Annotated in this window: 18 protein-coding genes; all 18 read right to left on the bottom strand. The window is 38.0% G+C overall.

The genetic code is table 11. The features are described 5' to 3' along the window. The gene (locus tag AC1Q8N_RS12395; protein WP_001286521.1) at positions 1-312 is read right to left on the bottom strand and encodes a YlxQ family RNA-binding protein; all 312 of its coding nucleotides are present in this window, start codon (positions 310-312) and stop codon (positions 1-3) included. Beyond that, positions 313-585, bottom strand: coding sequence for an RNase P modulator RnpM (gene rnpM / locus AC1Q8N_RS12390; protein WP_000071127.1), 273 nt, complete (start codon positions 583-585; stop codon positions 313-315). Between the two features lie 11 nt (positions 586-596). Then, complete coding sequence (gene nusA / locus AC1Q8N_RS12385; protein ID WP_000102596.1) at positions 597-1,703, bottom strand: transcription termination factor NusA; 1,107 nt, start codon at positions 1,701-1,703, stop codon at positions 597-599. Between the two features lie 17 nt (positions 1,704-1,720). After that, positions 1,721-2,191: a ribosome maturation factor RimP gene (gene rimP / locus AC1Q8N_RS12380; RefSeq protein ID WP_000359099.1), complete on the bottom strand. Its 471-nt coding sequence runs from the start codon at positions 2,189-2,191 to the stop codon at positions 1,721-1,723. A 333-nt stretch (positions 2,192-2,524) separates the two neighbouring features. Then, positions 2,525-6,826 (bottom strand): PolC-type DNA polymerase III, encoded by a 4,302-nt coding sequence (locus tag AC1Q8N_RS12375; RefSeq protein ID WP_098642749.1) that lies wholly within the window; start codon positions 6,824-6,826, stop codon positions 2,525-2,527. Between the two features lie 124 nt (positions 6,827-6,950). Next, positions 6,951-8,651 carry a proline--tRNA ligase gene (locus tag AC1Q8N_RS12370; RefSeq protein WP_048545992.1) on the bottom strand — a complete coding sequence of 567 codons (1,701 nt, stop codon included), beginning with the start codon at positions 8,649-8,651 and terminating at the stop codon, positions 6,951-6,953. 109 nt (positions 8,652-8,760) lie between these two features. Continuing rightward, on the bottom strand, positions 8,761-10,017 hold the full coding sequence (gene rseP, locus AC1Q8N_RS12365) for an RIP metalloprotease RseP (RefSeq protein WP_001090238.1): 1,257 nt from the start codon (positions 10,015-10,017) through the stop codon (positions 8,761-8,763). Positions 10,018-10,033: 16 nt separating this feature from the next. After that, positions 10,034-11,176, bottom strand: coding sequence for a 1-deoxy-D-xylulose-5-phosphate reductoisomerase (gene dxr, locus AC1Q8N_RS12360; protein WP_000790363.1), 1,143 nt, complete (start codon positions 11,174-11,176; stop codon positions 10,034-10,036). 23 nt (positions 11,177-11,199) lie between these two features. Continuing rightward, positions 11,200-11,991 (bottom strand): phosphatidate cytidylyltransferase, encoded by a 792-nt coding sequence (gene cdsA, locus AC1Q8N_RS12355; RefSeq protein WP_048545995.1) that lies wholly within the window; start codon positions 11,989-11,991, stop codon positions 11,200-11,202. Between the two features lie 17 nt (positions 11,992-12,008). Next, complete coding sequence (gene uppS, locus AC1Q8N_RS12350; protein ID WP_000971311.1) at positions 12,009-12,785, bottom strand: undecaprenyl pyrophosphate synthase; 777 nt, start codon at positions 12,783-12,785, stop codon at positions 12,009-12,011. Positions 12,786-12,870: 85 nt separating this feature from the next. Beyond that, complete coding sequence (frr, locus tag AC1Q8N_RS12345; RefSeq protein ID WP_000531506.1) at positions 12,871-13,428, bottom strand: ribosome recycling factor; 558 nt, start codon at positions 13,426-13,428, stop codon at positions 12,871-12,873. Positions 13,429-13,430: 2 nt separating this feature from the next. Then, positions 13,431-14,153 (bottom strand): UMP kinase, encoded by a 723-nt coding sequence (gene pyrH / locus AC1Q8N_RS12340; RefSeq protein WP_048545997.1) that lies wholly within the window; start codon positions 14,151-14,153, stop codon positions 13,431-13,433. A gap of 66 nt (positions 14,154-14,219) precedes the next feature. Then, entirely contained in the window at positions 14,220-15,107 is an 888-nt protein-coding gene (tsf, locus tag AC1Q8N_RS12335) for a translation elongation factor Ts (RefSeq protein WP_048545999.1), read from the bottom strand. 103 nt (positions 15,108-15,210) lie between these two features. Beyond that, entirely contained in the window at positions 15,211-15,912 is a 702-nt protein-coding gene (gene rpsB, locus AC1Q8N_RS12330) for a 30S ribosomal protein S2 (protein WP_048546000.1), read from the bottom strand. A gap of 350 nt (positions 15,913-16,262) precedes the next feature. Next, a complete protein-coding gene (gene codY / locus AC1Q8N_RS12325) occupies positions 16,263-17,042 on the bottom strand; it encodes a GTP-sensing pleiotropic transcriptional regulator CodY (protein ID WP_000421290.1) in 780 nt (259 codons plus the stop codon). 78 nt (positions 17,043-17,120) lie between these two features. Then, on the bottom strand, positions 17,121-18,512 hold the full coding sequence (gene hslU / locus AC1Q8N_RS12320) for an ATP-dependent protease ATPase subunit HslU (protein ID WP_000550070.1): 1,392 nt from the start codon (positions 18,510-18,512) through the stop codon (positions 17,121-17,123). Between the two features lie 22 nt (positions 18,513-18,534). Then, a complete protein-coding gene (hslV, locus tag AC1Q8N_RS12315; RefSeq protein WP_000526271.1) occupies positions 18,535-19,077 on the bottom strand; it encodes an ATP-dependent protease proteolytic subunit HslV in 543 nt (180 codons plus the stop codon). A 42-nt stretch (positions 19,078-19,119) separates the two neighbouring features. Further along, positions 19,120-20,019: a tyrosine recombinase XerC gene (gene xerC, locus AC1Q8N_RS12310; protein ID WP_001101235.1), complete on the bottom strand. Its 900-nt coding sequence runs from the start codon at positions 20,017-20,019 to the stop codon at positions 19,120-19,122. Positions 20,020-20,065: the final 46 nt, after the last annotated feature.

Here is a 20,065-nt window from a genome sequence, read left to right as displayed (position 1 = left end):
TCACCCCCGGTAATTTGTATCGAGCATGCTACGCAGCTTTTTCGCAAAGCCCTCATCTAACACAGCTACAACGACTCGCTCGTCTCTCCCAATCGCATGCCCTAATTGTTGTCGATTTTCGACCTTTCTCATTGGTACGTTGTAATACGTCGCTTTATCCGTGATGCGTTTTGTAGTATTTGCTGACGCATCTTCAGATAGCAATACAAGTTTTGCTTTGCCACTTCGTACTTCTTTTAAAACAAGTTCTTCACCCGAAATAATTTTCCGAGCCCGGTTTGCTAGTCCTAAAAACGATTTCCAATCGGACACTTATTTCGACTCCTTCTCAACAAGCTCAAGAAGCTCTTCGTATAGAGAACCGTCGATTTTCGCTTTTAGATGATGTTCCAAAACATTTTTCTTTTGGGCTTGAAGAATACTTTCTTTATCTTTTGATAAATAAGCACCTCGTCCTGATTTCTTTCCAGTTAAATCAATGGACACTTCTCCCTCTTTGGAACGAACAATGCGAACGAGCTCTCGTTTTGATTTCATTTCTTGCGTTGCAACACATTTTCGTAACGGAACTTTTCGATTGCTCATACTCATCACCTCTATTCGATTTCGTCTTCAACTGAATCGAATCCGAATGCGATTACGCTATCTTCTTCTGTTACAATACCAAGTTGTTTCGCATCAGACTCACTCTTAATATCAATTTTCCAACCTGTTAATTTAGCTGCAAGACGTGCATTTTGTCCACGCTTACCAATAGCTAATGAAAGTTGGTGGTCTGGAACAACAACTGTTGTTGCTTTTTCTTCTTCATCTACAAGCACTTTAACAACTTGTGATGGGCTTAAAGCATTTGCAACATATTCTACTGGATCATTTGACCAGCGAACGATGTCAATCTTTTCGCCTTTTAGTTCGTCTACAATGCGTTGTACACGTTGTCCTTTCGGTCCTACACAAGAACCTACTGGATCAACATCAATGTTCTCTGCATGTACAGAAATTTTAGAGCGATCGCCTGCTTCGCGTGCTACAGAACGAATTTCAACAGTTCCATCATAAATTTCAGGAACTTCCATTTCGAATAAACGTTTTAAAAGACCAGGATGTGTACGTGATACGTAAATTTGTGGTCCTTTCGTTGTTTTTTCTACTTTCGTAATGAATACGCGAATACGATCATGTGGTTTGTACTGTTCGTTTGGCATTTGCTCACTTACAGGTAATAAAGCTTCTACTTTCCCTAAGCTTACATAGATGAAACGAGCATCTTGACGTTGTACGATACCCACCATGATATCTTCTTCACGGTCACTAAACTCAGAGTAAATAACACCACGCTCTGCTTCGCGCACTCGTTGTGTTACAACCTGTTTTGCAGTTTGTGCTGCAATACGACCGAAATCTTTTGGTGTTACTTCAATCTCTAGTACGTCACCATCTTGATAGTTTGGATTAATTTGTCTTGCTTCTTCAACAGAAATTTCAAGACGTGGATCAAACACATTATCAACAACGTCTTTACGTGCTAAAACTTGAATTGTTCCCACTTCTGGGTTAAAGCTCACACGAACGTTTTGTGCTTGGTTAAAATTGCGTTTATAAGCAGAGATTAACGCTGCTTCAATCGCATCAATAATAATATCTTTGCTAATTCCTTTTTCTGACTCTAATACGAGCAAGGCATCTAACAACTCAGTGCTCATGAAGATCCCCCTTCTAACTAAAACGTAACAGCAAGTCGCGCATTTGCAACTTTATCCATTGAAATTTGGATTTCTTTTTTACGTGTTTTAATTGTTAATAATAATGTAATTGTAGTACCATCGTAGGAAAGTAGCTTTCCTTCAAACATTTTTTCACCATCAATCGGCTCATATGTTTTAATTGCCACTTGTTTTCCTACCGCTTGCTGGAAGTCTTTCTCTTTCTTTAATGGGCGTTCCGCTCCAGGAGATGATACATCCAAAAAGTAAAGATGAGGAATTGGATCCTCTTTATCTAAAGCTTCGCTTAAACGTTCACTTACCGCACCGCATTCTTCAATGTCGACTCCCTTTTCAGAATCGATGAATACGCGTAAGAACCAGTCTTGTCCTTCTTGCACATACTCTACATCTACAAGTTCAAGATTTAACTCTTCAACGATTGGCTGCGCAAATGCTTCTACAACTTCTGTGACTTTCTTATCCATAAACAGCCTCCTTCCTGCCGCCATGTACCATTTACAAGAAAAGACCCCGTCCATAAAAACGGTCCATCTTATTCTTTCTCGTTAGCTAACAAAAGCCCCTGCCGTTAAGCAGGGAATATCTGTCTTAGTATTACCAAATTTAAGAAGTAAAACTTGTAACAAAATATGTATATACGACAGAAATTTCTTACCTCTCCACATCAATAAAACGTAGATAGTAACACGAAAGAGTGGGTTTCCCCACTCTTTTTTTTACACAGTATACATGACATGGTTATCTCGGTTAATAGTATACCATAGCAAATGTTGATTTGCAAAGAATTTTCCTACCTATTAGAACAGTGATAACTGGTTTTGATCAGGTAAATCGCCTAAGCAACCTTGACTATCTAAATACTCAATAATTGTTTTGGAAACCTTACTGCGCTGCTGTAAATCTTCTTTTGATAAGAAATCTCCATTTTTGCGTGCTTCTACAATACTTAAAGCTGCGTTTGTACCAAGTCCAGGCACTGCATTAAATGGAGGAATTAAAGTATCCCCATCAATAATAAATTCTGTTGCATGCGAACGGTATAAATCAACCTTTTGGAATGAGTATCCACGCTCACACATTTCAAGTGTCATTTCTAGTACTGTTAATAAACTTTTTTCTTTCGGCGCTGCATCCAAACCTTTTTGCGCAATTTCATCAATTCTTACACGTATAGATGCTGAACCTTTCGCCATCGCCTCTACATCAAAGTCGTCTGCACGAACTGTAAAGTATGCCGCATAGAATAGAAGCGCGAAATGTACTTTAAAGTATGCAATACGTACAGCCATAAGTACGTAAGCAGCCGCATGGGCTTTAGGGAACATGTACTTTATTTTCTTACATGAATCAATATACCAACCTGGTACATTATTACTTTTCATGTCATCTTCCCATTCTTCCGGTACACCTTTACCTTTACGAACTGACTCCATGATTTTGAAGGCTAATGATGGGTCTAAACCTTGATAGATTAAATATACCATGATGTCATCACGACAACCGATAACTTCACTCAGCGTACATGTACCGTTATAAATTAACTCGTTTGCATTACCAAGCCATACGTCTGTACCATGTGATAGTCCAGAGATTTGGACTAACTCAGAGAATGTCGTAGGTTTCGTCTCTTCTAACATCTGCCTTACGAATTTCGTACCAAACTCTGGTATACCAAGTGTACCTGTTTTACAGTTAATTTGTTCTTCCGTTACCCCTAACGATTCCGGGCCTGAGAAAATTTTCATTACTTCCGGATCGTCTGTTGGGATTGTTTTCGGATCAATACCACTTAAATCTTGTAACATACGAATAACAGTAGGATCATCGTGTCCTAGTATATCAAGTTTCAATAAATTATCATGAATGGAGTGGAAATCAAAGTGTGTCGTTCTCCACTCAGCCCCTATTGAATCTGCCGGAAACTGAATTGGTGAGAAATCAAAGATATCCATGTAATCTGGCACAACGATAATACCACCTGGATGCTGTCCGGTTGTACGTTTTACGCCCGTACATCCTGCTACTAATCGGTCAATCTCTGCATTTCGAATCGTTAAATTATGATCATTTGCATAACCTTTTACATATCCATAAGCCGTTTTTTCCGCAACTGTACCTATTGTACCCGCACGGTATACATAATCTTCACCGAACAGTACTTTCGTATAGTTATGGGCACGTGGTTGGTATTCCCCGGAGAAGTTCAGATCGATATCGGGTACCTTATCTCCTTTAAATCCAAGGAACGTTTCGAACGGAATATCATGTCCATCTTTCACGTATGGAACATTACATGCAGGACATTCTTTATCCGGCAAGTCAAAACCAGAACCTACAGAACCATCATTAAAGAATTCTGATTGCTTACACTTCGGACATACATAGTGTGGTGGTAATGGGTTTACTTCTGTAATTTCCATCATCGTTGCAACGAATGATGAACCTACCGATCCACGTGAACCTACTAAATATCCGTCTACTAACGATTTTTTCACAAGCTTATGTGAAATTAAATAAATTACGGCAAATCCATGCCCAATAATACTTTTTAATTCTTTTTCTAAACGTGCTTCTACAATTTCAGGTAACTCTTCACCATAAATGCTACGCGCCATTTCATAACTCATATCACGCGTCTCATCATCTGCACCTTCAATTTTCGGTGTATATAGATCATCTTTCACTGGATGAACATCACCAATTAATGATGCAATCTTTTGTGTATTCGTTACAACAATTTCTTTCGCTACGTCTTCACCTAAGAATGAAAAACACTCTAACATTTCATCCGTTGTACGGAAATGTACAGGTGGTAATGAATGTCGGTTTAACGGATTGGCTCCGCCCTGCGAACTGACTAAAATCTTGCGATACATTGCATCCTCTGGATCTATATAATGCACGTTTCCTGTAGCAACAACTGGTTTATCTAACGTCTCACCTAGTTTTACTAAGTTAGAAATAATTGTTTTTAATTGTCCCTCATCTCGAACAAGTTCACGCTCTACTAAATGACGTAACACCTCTGGAGGCATTACTTCAATGTAATCATAGAACTGCGCAATTTCTTCTACCTCTTCAGGAGCTTTTTGCATCATCGCCTCAAACACTTCACCTTTATCACAAGCCGTTCCTACTAAAATTCCTTCACGATATTTTTTTAATAGTGACCTTGGTACTCGTGGTACACGGTAAAAGTAATTTAGGTGAGAATAGGAAACAAGTTTATATAAATTTTTCAACCCTACATCTGATGTCGCAAGTAACGTCATATGACTTGGACGTCCACGCTTATACGCATCCCCTTGCCCCATGCTATCATTTAATTGATCGTGATATTCAAATCCCTTTTCAATCACATCTTTTAACATTTTCACAAGTAAGTATCCCGTTGCTTCTGTATCATAAATCGCACGGTGATGTTGCGTTAATTCAATATCAAGCTTTTTACACATCGTATTTAATCGATGGTTTTTCATTTCCGGGAATAAGAATCTTGCAAGTTCTAACGTATCAATAACAGGATTATTCGTTTTTTCTAGTCCAGCCTTTTTAAAACCTACGTTAATAAAGCCCATATCAAAACTTGCGTTATGAGCAACAAGTGTATGGTCGCCCATCCATTCTTCAAACTTTTTAAACACTTCGTCCACTTCTGGTGCATCCGTTAACATATCATCTGTAATACCTGTTAATTCAATAATCGTCGCAGATAATGGTTGATGTGGATTTGCGAAAGATTCAAAGCGGTCAATAATTTCGCCACCTTTTACTTTTACAGCCGCTAACTCGATAACAGTATCATATACAGCTGATAAACCTGTCGTCTCAACGTCGAAAACAACATAAGTTTCCTCCGCAAGTAAACGATGCGCTTCGTTATATGCAATCGGTACACCATCATTAACTAAATTCGCCTCTACACCGTATATAACTTTAACCCCAGCCTTTTTCCCCGCAGAATATGCCTCTGGGAAAGACTGCGCAACAGCATGGTCTGTAACAGCGATTGCCTCATGTCCCCATTTACCTGCTTGGGCAACAAGTCTAGAAACAGGAGTAACAGCGTCCATTTGGCTCATCGGTGTGTGAAGATGCAGCTCTACACGTTTTTCACCTTCTGGCGCTTTATCTTTACGAGACGGTCCTGTTATTTCATTTATATCATTTGCAATCATTACTAAATCTCGAACGAATGTATCATTTTGAACAGAACCACGCGCTTTCACCCACATTCCTTTTTTCAAGGATTGCAGCATTGGAATATCTTCTTTGTCACGCGAGAACATTTTGATCATAATTGAATCCGTATAGTCTGTTATTTTTAAAGTTAATAACGTACGGCCACTACGTAGCTCTTTCGTTTCTACATGGAAGACATACCCTTGAACTGTTTTTCTTCTTTCTTCATCTTGAATTTCTCGCATCGGTGTAATCTCTTCATCCGGCTTAATAAGATATCCGAGTACAACCGGTCCTTCATGCACAACGCTACTTTCTTCAGCTTGCTTCTTTGCCATTTCTTCCATAGCTTGTATAACACGTTCACGATCTTCTTGCTGCGTTTGCTCACGAAACTTTTGCATTTCTTCTGTATTTTGCTGTATATGTGTGTCTAACTGAAAACGCGGGAATCCAAAAGTTTCGTATTGATCCCCTACTGGTTTCGCAACGTTTTTCTTTAAAGCAGTAGATTCGAGCTCATTATTCACATTTATTAGCAACTTCACTCCATTCACCTGCGGAAGCTGCTTTTTTAAGTAAGCAAACATAGGTGAAAATGTAATTCGTTCCGTACAAAGTGGCCAATACGCCCTCACTTCTTCTTCTGTAAATTGTTTATTCTCTGTTTCTAATGCAAATGTTGTTCTTGCAATATGAGAAAATGATTGCTTAAGCTTTGTTTCTAGCAATTCATATAATTCTGTAGGCAAAATTCGTGGCACTTGTAAATCAAAATGCCAACTTTTATTCGTTTTATCAATAACGAGCCTTTCAATGCCACCACCTTGTAAATATTGATTTATAAGGTCGTCTGGTATTTGCAACTGCTGGAGCAAAATTTGAAATCGCTCTTGTTGTTCATTTGTTAAAGACATAAGCACTCTCCTTCCATTTGCTATTATAAATTGAAACGTACTACAAAGAAAGATTTCTCCCTTCTTCTTTTACAAAATACGTTTACAAAGAAAGAGAAGGTACCTCATTACGAGGTACCTCTTCTTATTTTAAAATATTTGCAATATATGTTTGAAGTTCTTCTACTTTCACTTCTTCAGACTCGCCTGTAGCACGTACTTTCACTTCTACAATACCTTCGTCTGCTTTTTTACCAACTGTCACGCGAACTGGAAGGCCGAATAAATCTGCATCTGCAAATTTAACTCCTGCACGTTCTGCACGATCATCTAGTAATACTTCGTACCCTTGCTCTTGTAATGAGTTGTAGATGTTTTCACCCATTTCACGTTGCGCATCAGATTTCATATTTACTGGAATTACATGCACATGGAACGGTGCAACAGCTTTTGGCCAAACTAAACCGTTCTCATCATTAAACTGCTCTGCGATTGCTGCCACTGTACGAGATACACCGATACCGTAACAACCCATAATAAGTGGTTGTGTTTTTCCGTTTTCATCTAGGAATGTTGCGTTCATTGCTTCACTATAACGAGTTCCTAATTTGAATACATGGCCAACTTCAATTCCGCGTGCGAAAAGAATTGTTCCATTTCCATCTGGAGACTGGTCTCCTTCTTGAATGAAGCGTAAATCTGTATATTGACTTACTTTAAAGTCACGTTCTGGATTTACATTTACATAATGGAACCCTTCTTCGTTCGCTCCTGAACATCCGTTAACAATTGATGCTACAGCATGGTCTGCGATAATTTCGATATCACCTGTTACACCAATCGGTCCTAAAGAACCAACATCACAGTTTAATAACTCTTTCACTTCTTCATGAGAAGCAAGCTCAACAACTGAAGCGCCGTATACATTTTTCACTTTTACATCGTTTACTTCATGATCACCACGAACAAGTACAACTACTAATTTCTCATCTACTTTAAATACCATAGACTTAATGCACTTGTCAGCTTCAATGTTTAAGAATGCAGATACTTCTTCAATTGCTTTTTGATCTGGTGTTGCTACTTTTTCAAGTGCCTTTTCTGCTTCATCACTCTTCGTGTACGTAGCTACCACAGGAGCCATTTCGATGTTTGCTGCATAATTAGATGTATCAGAGTATGCAATTGTATCTTCACCAACTTCAGATAATACCATAAATTCATGCGTATCTTTTCCGCCCATTGCTCCAGAGTCAGCAATAACTGCACGGAAATTCAAGCCACAACGAGCAAAAATGTTAGAGTATGCTTTGTATAAGCGATCGTATACTTCATCTAAACTCTCTTGTGTAGCATGGAAAGAGTATGCATCTTTCATTAGAAACTCTCTTCCACGTAATAAACCGAAACGAGGTCTTTGTTCATCACGGAATTTCGTTTGAATTTGGTACAATGTTAACGGTAATTTTTTATATGATTTCACTTCATCACGTACAAGATCCGTAATTACTTCTTCATGTGTCGCTCCTAATGCGAATTCACGAGCGTTACGATCTTTCATACGCATTAATTCAGATCCGTAAGAATACCAACGGCCTGATTCTTGCCATAATTCTGCAGCTTGCATCGCTGGCATTAATAATTCAACAGCTCCTGCGCGCTCCATTTCTTCTCGAACGATACGTTCTACTTTGTGTAGTACTTTTAATCCAAATGGTAGAAAACTATAAATACCAGAAGCATTTTGACGCATAAAACCTGCACGAAGTAATAACTGATGACTCTTAATCTCCGCATCAGCTGGAACTTCACGTAATGTAGGACTGAATACCATACTTTGTTTCATTTATTCGCACCTCTTCATTTTACTCTTACACGCAGTAAAACCCCTCACCTCGAGTTAGGTGAGGGATTTTATTCTACGAGCTCTATTTCATTATAAGTTTCACTTTATTTTACAAGAAAAACTTACGAATGTCATTCCAAGTTACAACTAACATAAGTAACATTAATAATGCAAAACCAATAAAGTGAACCATTCCTTCTTTTTGGCGGTCAATTGGTTTCCCTCGTAACGCTTCAATTAAGAAGAAGAACAAACGTCCACCGTCTAAAGCAGGGACTGGTAGTAAATTAAATAAACCAAGGTTAATACTTAAAACTGCTGCTAAACTTAATACACGCGTAAATCCATAATCTACGACTTGATCTGTTAGATTATAAATTCCTACTGGACCTGACAACTCATTAATAGAGAATTGACCAGTTACTAATTTCACAAGTGAATCAAAAATTAGTTTTGTCCATTGGTATGTTTGTTCAAATCCTGATTTAATAGAACCCATTACTGTTTTCTCTACTGGAGAGTAAACACCAATTCTACCTACTTCGTCTTTTCCTTCTTTATCGAGTGTTGGCGTTACTTTTACATTAAACTGTTCATTATCACGCTTTACTTGTAACGTAATTTCTTTATTTGGGTTTTCACGTACAATGGTAACAACATCTTTCCATGTACTTGTGTTTTTCCCATCGATTGCTTGAATTGTATCATTTTCTTTTAATCCGGCTTGCTCGGCTGCACTATTCTCCATTACTTTTCCGACCATTGGCTTGTCAACAGGAACACCTTGTACAAATCCAAGAATCACAAAAATAACAAATGCTAAAATGAAGTTCATTGCAGGACCTGCAAAGATTGTTAAGGCACGTTGACCCAATTTCTTGGAGCCGAATTGCCTATTATACGGAGCAATTTGTATTTCTTCACCAGCAGTAATAATACGAGCCTTTTCATTCACTCGGAATGTTTGAAGCTCTTCCTCGTACTCTTCATAGCCCGAAATTGTTAAATTATGCTCTAAATCAGCTTGTTCGACTTCAATGACACGAACATTTGGATACTTTTCATATCCATCAAAAACTAATTTCGCAACTTCGTCTTTTTCATTTAATACAAGGCCAACCTTTTTTCCAGGCTTTAACTCAACTGTGTCTGCATCTTCGCCAGCCATTCTTACATAGCCACCAAGGGGCAGTAATCGAATCGTATACACCGTTTCATTCTTTTCAAATGAGAATATTTTCGGACCAAAACCAATCGCAAACTCACGGCATAAAATACCTGCTCTTTTTGCGAAATATAGATGCCCTAGCTCATGGAAAAATACGAGTGCACCGAAAATTAATATAAAGGCAATCGCTGTATTCAATTCCATACCACCTTTGCTAAATTTGTTCCATCACAAACCGTCTTGTGGTTGCATCAATTTCCAGAATTTCCTCTAAGCTCGGACGTGCAATGACATTGTGATGGTTCATTGCTTTTTCAATGAGGTCTTCCACTGTTAAGAAACCAATTCTCTTTTGTAAAAACGCTTCAACAGCTACTTCATTCGCTGCATTCATTACAGCTGGCATACTTCCACCTGTTTTTCCAGCTTCATACGCAAAACGCAAACAACGGAAACGTTCTTGGTTCATTTTCTCAAAATGCAATGTTCCCATTTCCCATAAATTTAACTGCTTTGTGTCTGAAAGAGGTAATCGATCAGGATATGTAAGTGCGTATTGAATTGGTACTCGCATATCAGGTGAGCCAAGCTGTGCCATCACACTACGATCTTCAAATTCAACCATAGAATGAATAATACTTTCTTTATGTAAAACAACATCGATTTGCTCATAAGGGATACCAAAAAGCCAATGTGCTTCAATTACTTCTAGCCCCTTATTCATCATTGTAGCAGAATCAATTGTAATTTTCGAACCCATTGACCAGTTTGGATGTCGAAGCGCATCTTCTACGGTCACATGATGCAATTCATCTCTCGTTTTATCACGGAAACTTCCACCAGAAGCCGTAATAATTAGTCGAGAAATTCTTTTTTCATTTTCACCATTCAAGCATTGAAAAATAGCTGAATGTTCACTGTCTACTGGAAGTAACGAAACATTATGTTTTCGTGCTGCTTCCATTACAAGATGCCCTGCGGTTACTAACGTTTCTTTGTTTGCAATTCCGATTGTTTTTTTCGCCTCAATTGCACGAAGTGTTGGTAACAACCCTACGCTACCTACAACAGCATTTACTACAATCTCTGCATCTGGATGTAATGCTACTTCTAAAAGCCCTTCACTACCATATACAATTTTTGTATTACCAGAGACAGCTTGTAATTTTAAAACATCTTCCTCTCTTTGCACAGAGACAATTTGCGGAGAAAATTCTTGAATTACCTTTACTGCGTAGTCAATATTTTTCCCTACAGAAAAAGCAACGAGACGGAATTGGTCTGGGTGCGAGCGTAATACATCTAAAGTTTGTGTACCAATTGATCCGCTTGCACCTAATAAACTAATGTTTTTCATGACTCCAACCCCTCGTTCATTTATTAATTGTATTGTAATAAGAAGTAGAGAATTGGTAAAACAAATAACCAACTATCTGTTCGATCTAATATACCACCATGTCCAGGTAAAATTGTACCTGAATCTTTTACGCCATAATGACGTTTAAATGCAGATTGTACTAAATCACCAATTTGTCCAAAAATAGAAATGATAATTGTCAACACAATTAAAATCCCTACATTAGCCTCAACTGGGAAGAACATATTGTAAACAAGTGCCACAACAATCCCACAAACGATGCCGCCTAATGAACCTTCAATCGTTTTATTCGGACTAATTTCTGGCCATAATTTTCTTTTTCCTAATGCTTTCCCTACGAAATATGCGCCTGAATCGGTAGCCCATATAACAAATAATGCGCAAAACACATATTTAATTCCTAAAATTCTCGTTTCATTCAAATATAAGAATCCCATTGCAACATATGTTGTTGCCATTAGTAAAAAGGAAGCATGGTCAAAAGTAAATGTATTCTTAGAAAGGACTGTATATGATAAAAGTAATAAAACAATCACAAATGTGATTTCTAATTTACCTAATCCAATCCAAGTAAACAGTTCTGATGCACTACTTGGAATTAAAATAACCCATAATAATACTGCAGCTAAAACTGTTGGTATTGAAATAAGCGTAAGCTTATTCATACGAATTAATTCATATAAACCTATAGAAGCAAGTGCATACACTAAAACCGTAAAAGGCACGCCACCGTAAATTACGATGGGAATGAATAGCGCGGCAGCAACCACTCCAGTAATAATTCTCTGTTTCACTACCAAACCCTCTCTTTCTACACGCCTCCGAATCTGCGCCCTCTATGTTGAAAGTCTGTAATCGCATTTAGCAAATGTTCCTCGGTAAAATCTGGCCAATACACATCTGTAAACCAAAACTCCGAATATGCAATTTGCCATAACATGAAATTACTAATACGTAGCTCTCCGCTCGTACGAATTAACAACTCTGGATCAGGTAAAGAACTCGTCATTAAGTAGGAAGAAAGCATTTCTTCACTTACATCTTCAACACGAATTTTTCCTTCCTCACTATCTTTCACCATATGTTGCACAGCAGAAACGATCTCATCTCGACTTCCATAGTTTAACGCGAAATTAAGAATTAATCCCGTATTCTCTTTCGTATCTTCCATGGCCTTTTCCATCGCTCTGCGTGTATGCGTAGGAAGACGATCTTGTTGTCCTATCACTCGGACTTGTACGTTCTCTTCAATCAATTCTGGTAAAAATGTACCTAGAAATTCTTCTGGAAGCCTCATTAAATAGTCAACTTCCTTTTTCGGTCTTTTCCAGTTCTCAGTTGAAAAAGCATAAAGAGTTAACACTTTCACATTAAGTTTGCTTGCAAATTTTGTGATTTTCTTTACAACTTGCATGCCTTCATGATGTCCCGCAATACGAGGCATCGCTCTCCTCTTTGCCCATCTTCCATTACCATCCATAATGATGGCAATATGTTCTGGGATGTATCCTTTTTTCACTTTTTCAACGAGATGATCAAACGATGCGACCTTTTTACTTTTAAAAAAAGGAAAGTTTTTAAACATCATTCATACCCTCCAGCAAGCAGACGTATGCCTAAAAGTGTAAAAAGACCCCCTTAAGAAGAGGGTCATATTTGCGAAGGTATCGCTATTACACTTCCATGATTTCTTTTTCTTTGTTTTTTGCGATTTCGTCAACTTTTGCAATATATTTATCTGTTTCTTTTTGGATATCTTCAGTATATCCTCTTAAATCATCTTCTGTAATATCGCCAGCTTTTTCAAGCTTCTTAAGATCATCGTTACTGTCACGACGTACGTTACGAACAGCAACTTTTGCTTCTTCAGCATATTTTTTCACAACTTTTACAAGATCGCGACGACGCTCTTCTGTTAATGCAGGGAATGCAATACGAATTACAGTTCCATCATTAGAAGGATTTAAGCCTAAATCTGCTTTTAAGATTGCTTTTTCAATATCACCGATAGAAGTTTTATCATAAGGTTGAATTACAAGTAAACGTGCTTCTGGAACTGTAATGTTCGCTAATTGCACAACAGGTGTTGGTGCACCATAGTAATCAACTTGTACCTTATCTAATACAGACGAGCTTGCACGACCTGCGCGAACTGTTGCCAATTCACGAGAGTAAGCAGCAACTGCTTTTTCCATTTTTTCATTTGAAGACTTCAATACTTGTTGTCCCATATTTATTTCCCCCTTACAACTGTTCCGATATTTTCGCCTAAAACGGCACGTTTAATGTTACCTTTTTCCATAACCGAGAATACAATTAATGGAATATCATTGTCCATACATAAAGAAGAAGCTGTTGAATCCATTACACCTAAACCTTCTTTTAATACATCTAAGTAAGTAAGTGTTTCGTATTTCGTAGCTGTTGGGTCAAGAGATGGATCTGCATTATATACGCCATCTACATTGTTTTTCGCCATTAAGATAACGTCTGCTTCGATTTCCGCTGCACGTAGTGCTGCCGTTGTATCTGTAGAGAAATATGGGTTACCTGTACCTGCTGCAAAGATAACAACACGTTTTTTCTCTAGATGACGAATTGCTTTACGACGAATGTAAGGCTCTGCTACTTGACGCATTTCGATTGAAGTTTGAACACGAGTTTGAATTCCAACATTCTCTAGGCTATCTTGAAGAGCTAATGAGTTCATAACTGTTGCTAACATACCCATGTAATCTGCTCCAGCACGATCCATTCCCATTTCACTTCCGATTTTTCCACGCCAAATGTTTCCGCCACCAACAACAACAGCAACCTCTACATCAAGTTCTGCAATTTCTTTCACTTGTTCCGCAACTGATTTAATAACAGACGGGTTAATTCCAAATCCTTGTTCGCCAGCTAACGCTTCTCCGCTTAGCTTTAATACGACACGATTATATTTCGGTTTACTCATAATGAACCTCCAATTGCTTACATCTTTATTTTAAAAAAGGGAACACAATGTGTTCCCTAATCTTTATTAGTTGCTACCTTTTACTTGGTTCATTACTTCTTCAGCAAAGTTGTCTTCGCGTTTTTCGATACCTTCACCAACAGCGTAGCGAACGAATCCTTTTAATGTTCCGCCTTTAGACTCAACGAACTGACGAACTTTCATATCAGGGTTTTTAACGAATGCCTGGTCAAGTAAGCAAATTTCTTCGAAGAATTTGCCTAGACGGCCTTCAACCATTTTTGCAACGATTTTTTCAGGCTTGCCTTCGTTTAAAGCTTGTTGTGTCAATACTTGACGCTCATGCTCAACTTCTTCAGCTGTTACAGCATCGCGGTCGATGTATTTAGGGTTAACTGCTGCGATGTGCATTGCTACATCTTTAGCAGCAGCTTCGTCAGTAGAACCTTCAAGAACTGTTAATACACCAATACGTCCACCCATGTGTAGGTAAGCGCCGAATGCATCCGCATCAGTTTTTGATACGATTTCGAAACGACGAAGTGTAAGTTTTTCACCAATTTTAGCGATTGCTTCGTTGATGTGCTCTTCTACTGTTTTGCCGCCTTCGATTGTTTGAGCCATAGCTTCTTCAATGTTAGCTGGTTTGTTAGTTAATAAGTGTGCAGCTAATTCTTTAATTAATGCTTGGAAACCTTCGTTTTTCGCAACGAAATCAGTTTCAGAGTTTAATTCTAAGATTAAACCTTCGTTACCGTTTGTTTCGATGAAAGTTAAGCCTTCAGCAGCGATGCGGTCTGCTTTTTTAGCAGCTTTTGCAATACCTTTTTCACGTAAGAAGTCAATTGCTTTCTCCATGTCGCCATTAGTCTCAGTTAAAGCTTTTTTGCAGTCCATCATACCTGCGCCTGTTTTTTCACGAAGTTCTTTTACCATTTGTGCAGTGATTGCCATATTTTTCATCCTCCTAAAATATGTATTTATACCTTTTATAAAGGTGTTTATACCTTAAAAAAGGTGATAAAAGGCCGAACCCCTTATCACCTTTCCAAATTTGTTACGCAGTAACAGTTTCTTCACCTTGTTTTGCTTCAAGGATCGCGTCTGCCATTTTAGATGTAAGAAGTTTTACAGCACGAATTGCATCATCGTTTGCTGGGATAACGTGATCGATTTCGTCTGGATCACAGTTTGTATCAACGATACCGATGATTGGAATGTGTAATTTGCGTGCTTCAGCAACTGCAATACGCTCTTTACGAGGGTCTACTATGAATAATGCACTTGGAAGACCTTTCATATCTTTAATACCGCCTAAGAATTTCTCAAGACGCTCTAACTCTTTTTTAAGTTGAACAACTTCTTTCTTAGGAAGTACTTCGAAAGTACCATCTTCTTGCATTCTTTCGATGTCTTTAAGACGCTTGATACGCTTTTGGATTGTTTGGAAGTTTGTTAAAGTTCCACCTAACCAACGTTGGTTAACGAAGTACATACCAGCACGAGTTGCTTCTTCTTTAATAGCTTCTTGTGCTTGTTTTTTAGTACCTACGAATAAAATGTCTCCACCTTCAGCAGCGATGTCGCGCATCGTTCTGTAAGCTTCCTCAACTTTTTTCACAGTTTTTTGTAAGTCGATGATGTAGATACCGTTACGCTCTGTGAAAATGTAACGCTTCATTTTTGGGTTCCAACGACGAGTTTGATGTCCGAAATGAACACCAGCTTCAAGCAATTGCTTCATAGAAATTACTGACATAATATAGTTCCTCCTAAATGGTTTTTGATATCCTCCGTTTACTTCATCTCTAAGCGAAACTACAAACGTAGCACCAACACTTAAATCAGCAAACGTGTGTACTTTGTACTGACACCACTGCTTACTATATCATACTGAAATATTACAATCAAGTCGAAAATGCGAACAATGTAAAACTTTCTTTGTTCACACTCGAATTCTAGTATTACCAACCTGCATTTCTTTTAAGCAAAAAAGTGAAATTCAACTCATAGCTTTTCCAAAGAACACGATTATGACGCTTTTTACAGACACCATTAATCTTTTACACACAAAAAACTCTCCTCAAAAAACGAGGAGAGTTTTATAAATTAGTTTGTTTTTAATTTAGCAAGTTCCTGTAGAAACTTGTCGTTTAGCACTTTAATGTATGTTCCTTTCATACCTAAAGAGCGAGATTCAATAACACCAGCACTTTCTAATTTACGTAGTGCATTTACGATTACAGAGCGAGTAATTCCTACGCGATCAGCAATTTTACTTGCAACAAGTAAACCTTCTGTTCCATTTAATTCTTCGAAGATATGCTCAATCGCTTCTAACTCACTGTAAGATAATGAGCTAATCGCCATTTGAACAACAGCTTTACTACGTGCTTCCTCTTCGATTTCTTCTGCTTTTTCACGTAAGATTTCCATACCTACTACAGTTGAACTGTATTCAGCAAGGATTAAATCATCGTCTAAGAACTCTTGACCAAGACGAGCTAACACTAATGTGCCTAGACGCTCACCGCCACCAACGATTGGTACGATTGTAGTTAAACCTTGACCAAATAATTCTCTATTTTCTACTGGGAATGCTGTGTAAGCACTGTTTACATCTAAGTTTGAAGATGTTTCTGTAATGTTGAATAAGCTTTGCGTGTATTCCTCCGGGAATTGACGCTCTGCAAGCATTTGTTTCATACGCTCATTCTCAATTTGTTGGTGAATTGCATAACCTAGTAATTTACCACGACGGCTTACTACGAATACGTTCGCTTCGATTACTTCACACATTGTGTCAGACATTTCTCTAAAGTTTACAGGCTTTCCTGCTGCGCTCTGTAATAACGCATTTAATTTTCTTGTTTTTGCTAATAATTCCATTTCAAAAGTTCCTCCTACATGTTACTTACATATTTTTTTCATCACTTGGAAACTAGGGCGAGTCACCTGATGACACTATTACAAAATAAACTGGCTCACATCTTTATTTTTAGCAATCGTTGCTAATTTCTCCTCAACGTATTGAGGTGTTATCGTTATTTTCTCTAACGTAATTTCAGATGCTTCAAACGATAAATCTTCAAGGAGTTTCTCCATAATCGTATGAAGTCTTCTTGCTCCAATATTATCTGTATCCTGATTAACTTGATAAGCAATCTCAGCAATCTTACGAATAGCTTCGTCTGAAAATTCAATTTCTATACCTTCAGTCGCTAATAAAGCCATATATTGTTTAATTAACGCATTGTCAGGCTCGATTAATATTTTAACAAAATCATCTGTCGATAATTTTGTTAATTCTACTCGAATCGGAAATCTCCCTTGCAGTTCCGGAATTAAATCCGACGGTTTAGACATATGAAACGCTCCAGCTGCAACGAATAAAATATAATCCGTTTTTACTGATCCGTATTTTGTCGCAACATTCGATCCTTCTACAATTGGTAAAATGTCACGTTGCACACCTTCACGTGATACATCTACGCTATTCGACTGCTTACCAGCAATTTTGTCAATTTCATCGATAAAAATAATCCCGAGCTGTTCAGCACGATAAACAGCCTCTTGTGTAACTTCATCCATATCAATTAAGCGCTGTGCTTCCTCATTTGTCAAGAGTTTTCTTGCTTCTTTCACAGAAAGTTTACGTTTTTTTGTTTTTTTCGGCATAAAACTCCCTAATGCATCCTGGAAATTCATTCCCATTTGTTCCATGCCAGTTCCTTGTAACATATCGAACATGGAAGACTGTTGCTCAGTCACTTCAATCGATACAATTTCATCTTCAAGAAGTCCTGCAGCAAGCTTTCTTTCCACATCTTGACGTTTCTTTTCGATTTCAACATCTTCCTGTGCATCAGATGTTTGATTCGAATTTTGAGCACCGCCAAATAGCATTTCTAATGGGTTTTTAAATCCAGATTGTTTCTCCGGACTCGGCACTAAAATTTCAACAAGACGTTGGTTCGCTTGTTCTTCTGCTTTGTCTTGTACTTTAATTACCATTTCTTCTTTCACGATACGAACTGACGTTTCCACAAGGTCACGTACCATCGATTCTACATCTCTACCTACATATCCAACTTCTGTAAATTTGGTAGCTTCAACCTTAATAAAAGGTGCTCCAACGAGTTTCGCCATTCGTCGTGCTACCTCTGTTTTACCAACACCTGTCGGTCCAATCATTAAAATATTTTTAGGTGCAATTTCATCACGTAGATTTTCAGCTAATTTACTTCGACGATATCGATTTCTTAAAGCTACAGCAACCGCTTTCTTCGCATCTTTTTGACCAATAATGTATTGATCTAATTTTTCCACAATTTGACGCGGAGTAAAATGTAAATGCATATAAAATGCCTCCCTTACGATTCTACAATTCTTCCACAATTATATTGTGGTTTGTATAAACACAAATATCGCCAGCAATGTCTAAACTCGCTTTCGCAATTTGCTTCGCTGTTAAATGTTCACTTGCATATTGCTTTAAAGCACGACCTGCAGAAAGCGCATAATTCCCACCAGATCCAATCGCTAAAATCCCATCATCTGGTTCAATCACTTCTCCTGTACCTGAAACAAGAAGCATAGTTGTTTTATCCATGACAATGAGCATCGCTTCTAGCTGACGTAACATTTTGTCGCCACGCCATTGTTTTGCCATCTCAACTGCAGCACGCTGCAAGTTCCCATTGTACTCTTCTAATTTCCCTTCAAACATTTCAAAAAGAGTAAATGCGTCAGCAACGGAACCTGCAAAGCCAGCTAAAACTTTCCCTTGGAAAAGTTTACGGACTTTACGAGCTGTATGTTTCATTACAACTGCATTTCCCATTGTCACCTGACCATCTCCAGCCATTGCACATTCTCCATTATGATGAACTGCAAATATCGTTGTAGCGTGGAAATTTCCCATAGAAAAAACTCCTTTATATGTTTTTATAGCTTTAAAAGCAATTTATGCCCGCGGGTGATGCTTCATGTAGACCGAACGCAATCTTTCTTTAGAGACATGCGTATAAATTTGTGTCGTCGACAAATTCTCATGACCGAGTAGCTCCTGTACAGTACGTAAATCTGCCCCTTCATCTAACATATGAGTAGCAAATGTATGCCTTAACATATGGGGACTTATCCGCATTGTCAGTGAAGCCTTCTTAATGAGCTCGTTTAATACATAGCGTACCCCTCGACTTGTTAGCGGCGTGCCTTTCGCATTTAAAAATACCATATGAGAGTGTTCTTCAGTTTTGTGAGCCAACTGTTTTCTCCCGTTCTCTATATAAGTAATTAAAGCATCTTGCGCATAGCTTCCGAACGGAATATACCTTTGTTTTTTTCCTTTTCCCATTACTAAAATTGTTCCCACCGCGAAGTCAATATCGGTAAGTTGTAAATTGACACATTCACTCACACGGATTCCAGTCGCATACATCAACTCTAATAAAGCTTGATTCCTTTGACCTAGCGGTGTTTCCGTATCAGCAACTTCAAATAATTCCTCTAATTCTTCAGCATATAAAAACTTTGGGATTGACAATTCTTTTTTGGGGAGTGACGCAAGTGCAAACGGATTATCTTTCCGATAACCTTCACGCATCAAAAAACGATATAAACTTCGTAAGCTTGATACTTTTCTTGCGACAGATTTACGGGCTAACTTTTCATCGTGCAACGTCGTTAAGTACAAACGAACATCCGCGTATGTAACATCTAAAAAAGAGGATATGCCTTCTCGCTCCATAAATTGCACAAAATGTTCTAAATCATTTTGATAACTTGCAATTGTATATTTTGAATAATTTCTTTCAATTTGTAAATATCCAACGAATAATTGTAACAATTTCTTCACATTCACACAATTCACCTCAATAAAGGCTACTAAATCGTATCACAACTTAGTA

The organism is Bacillus sp. GW823-FHT06B01 (assembly GCF_058952315.1).
This window is presented reverse-complemented; position numbering and strand designations above follow the sequence as displayed.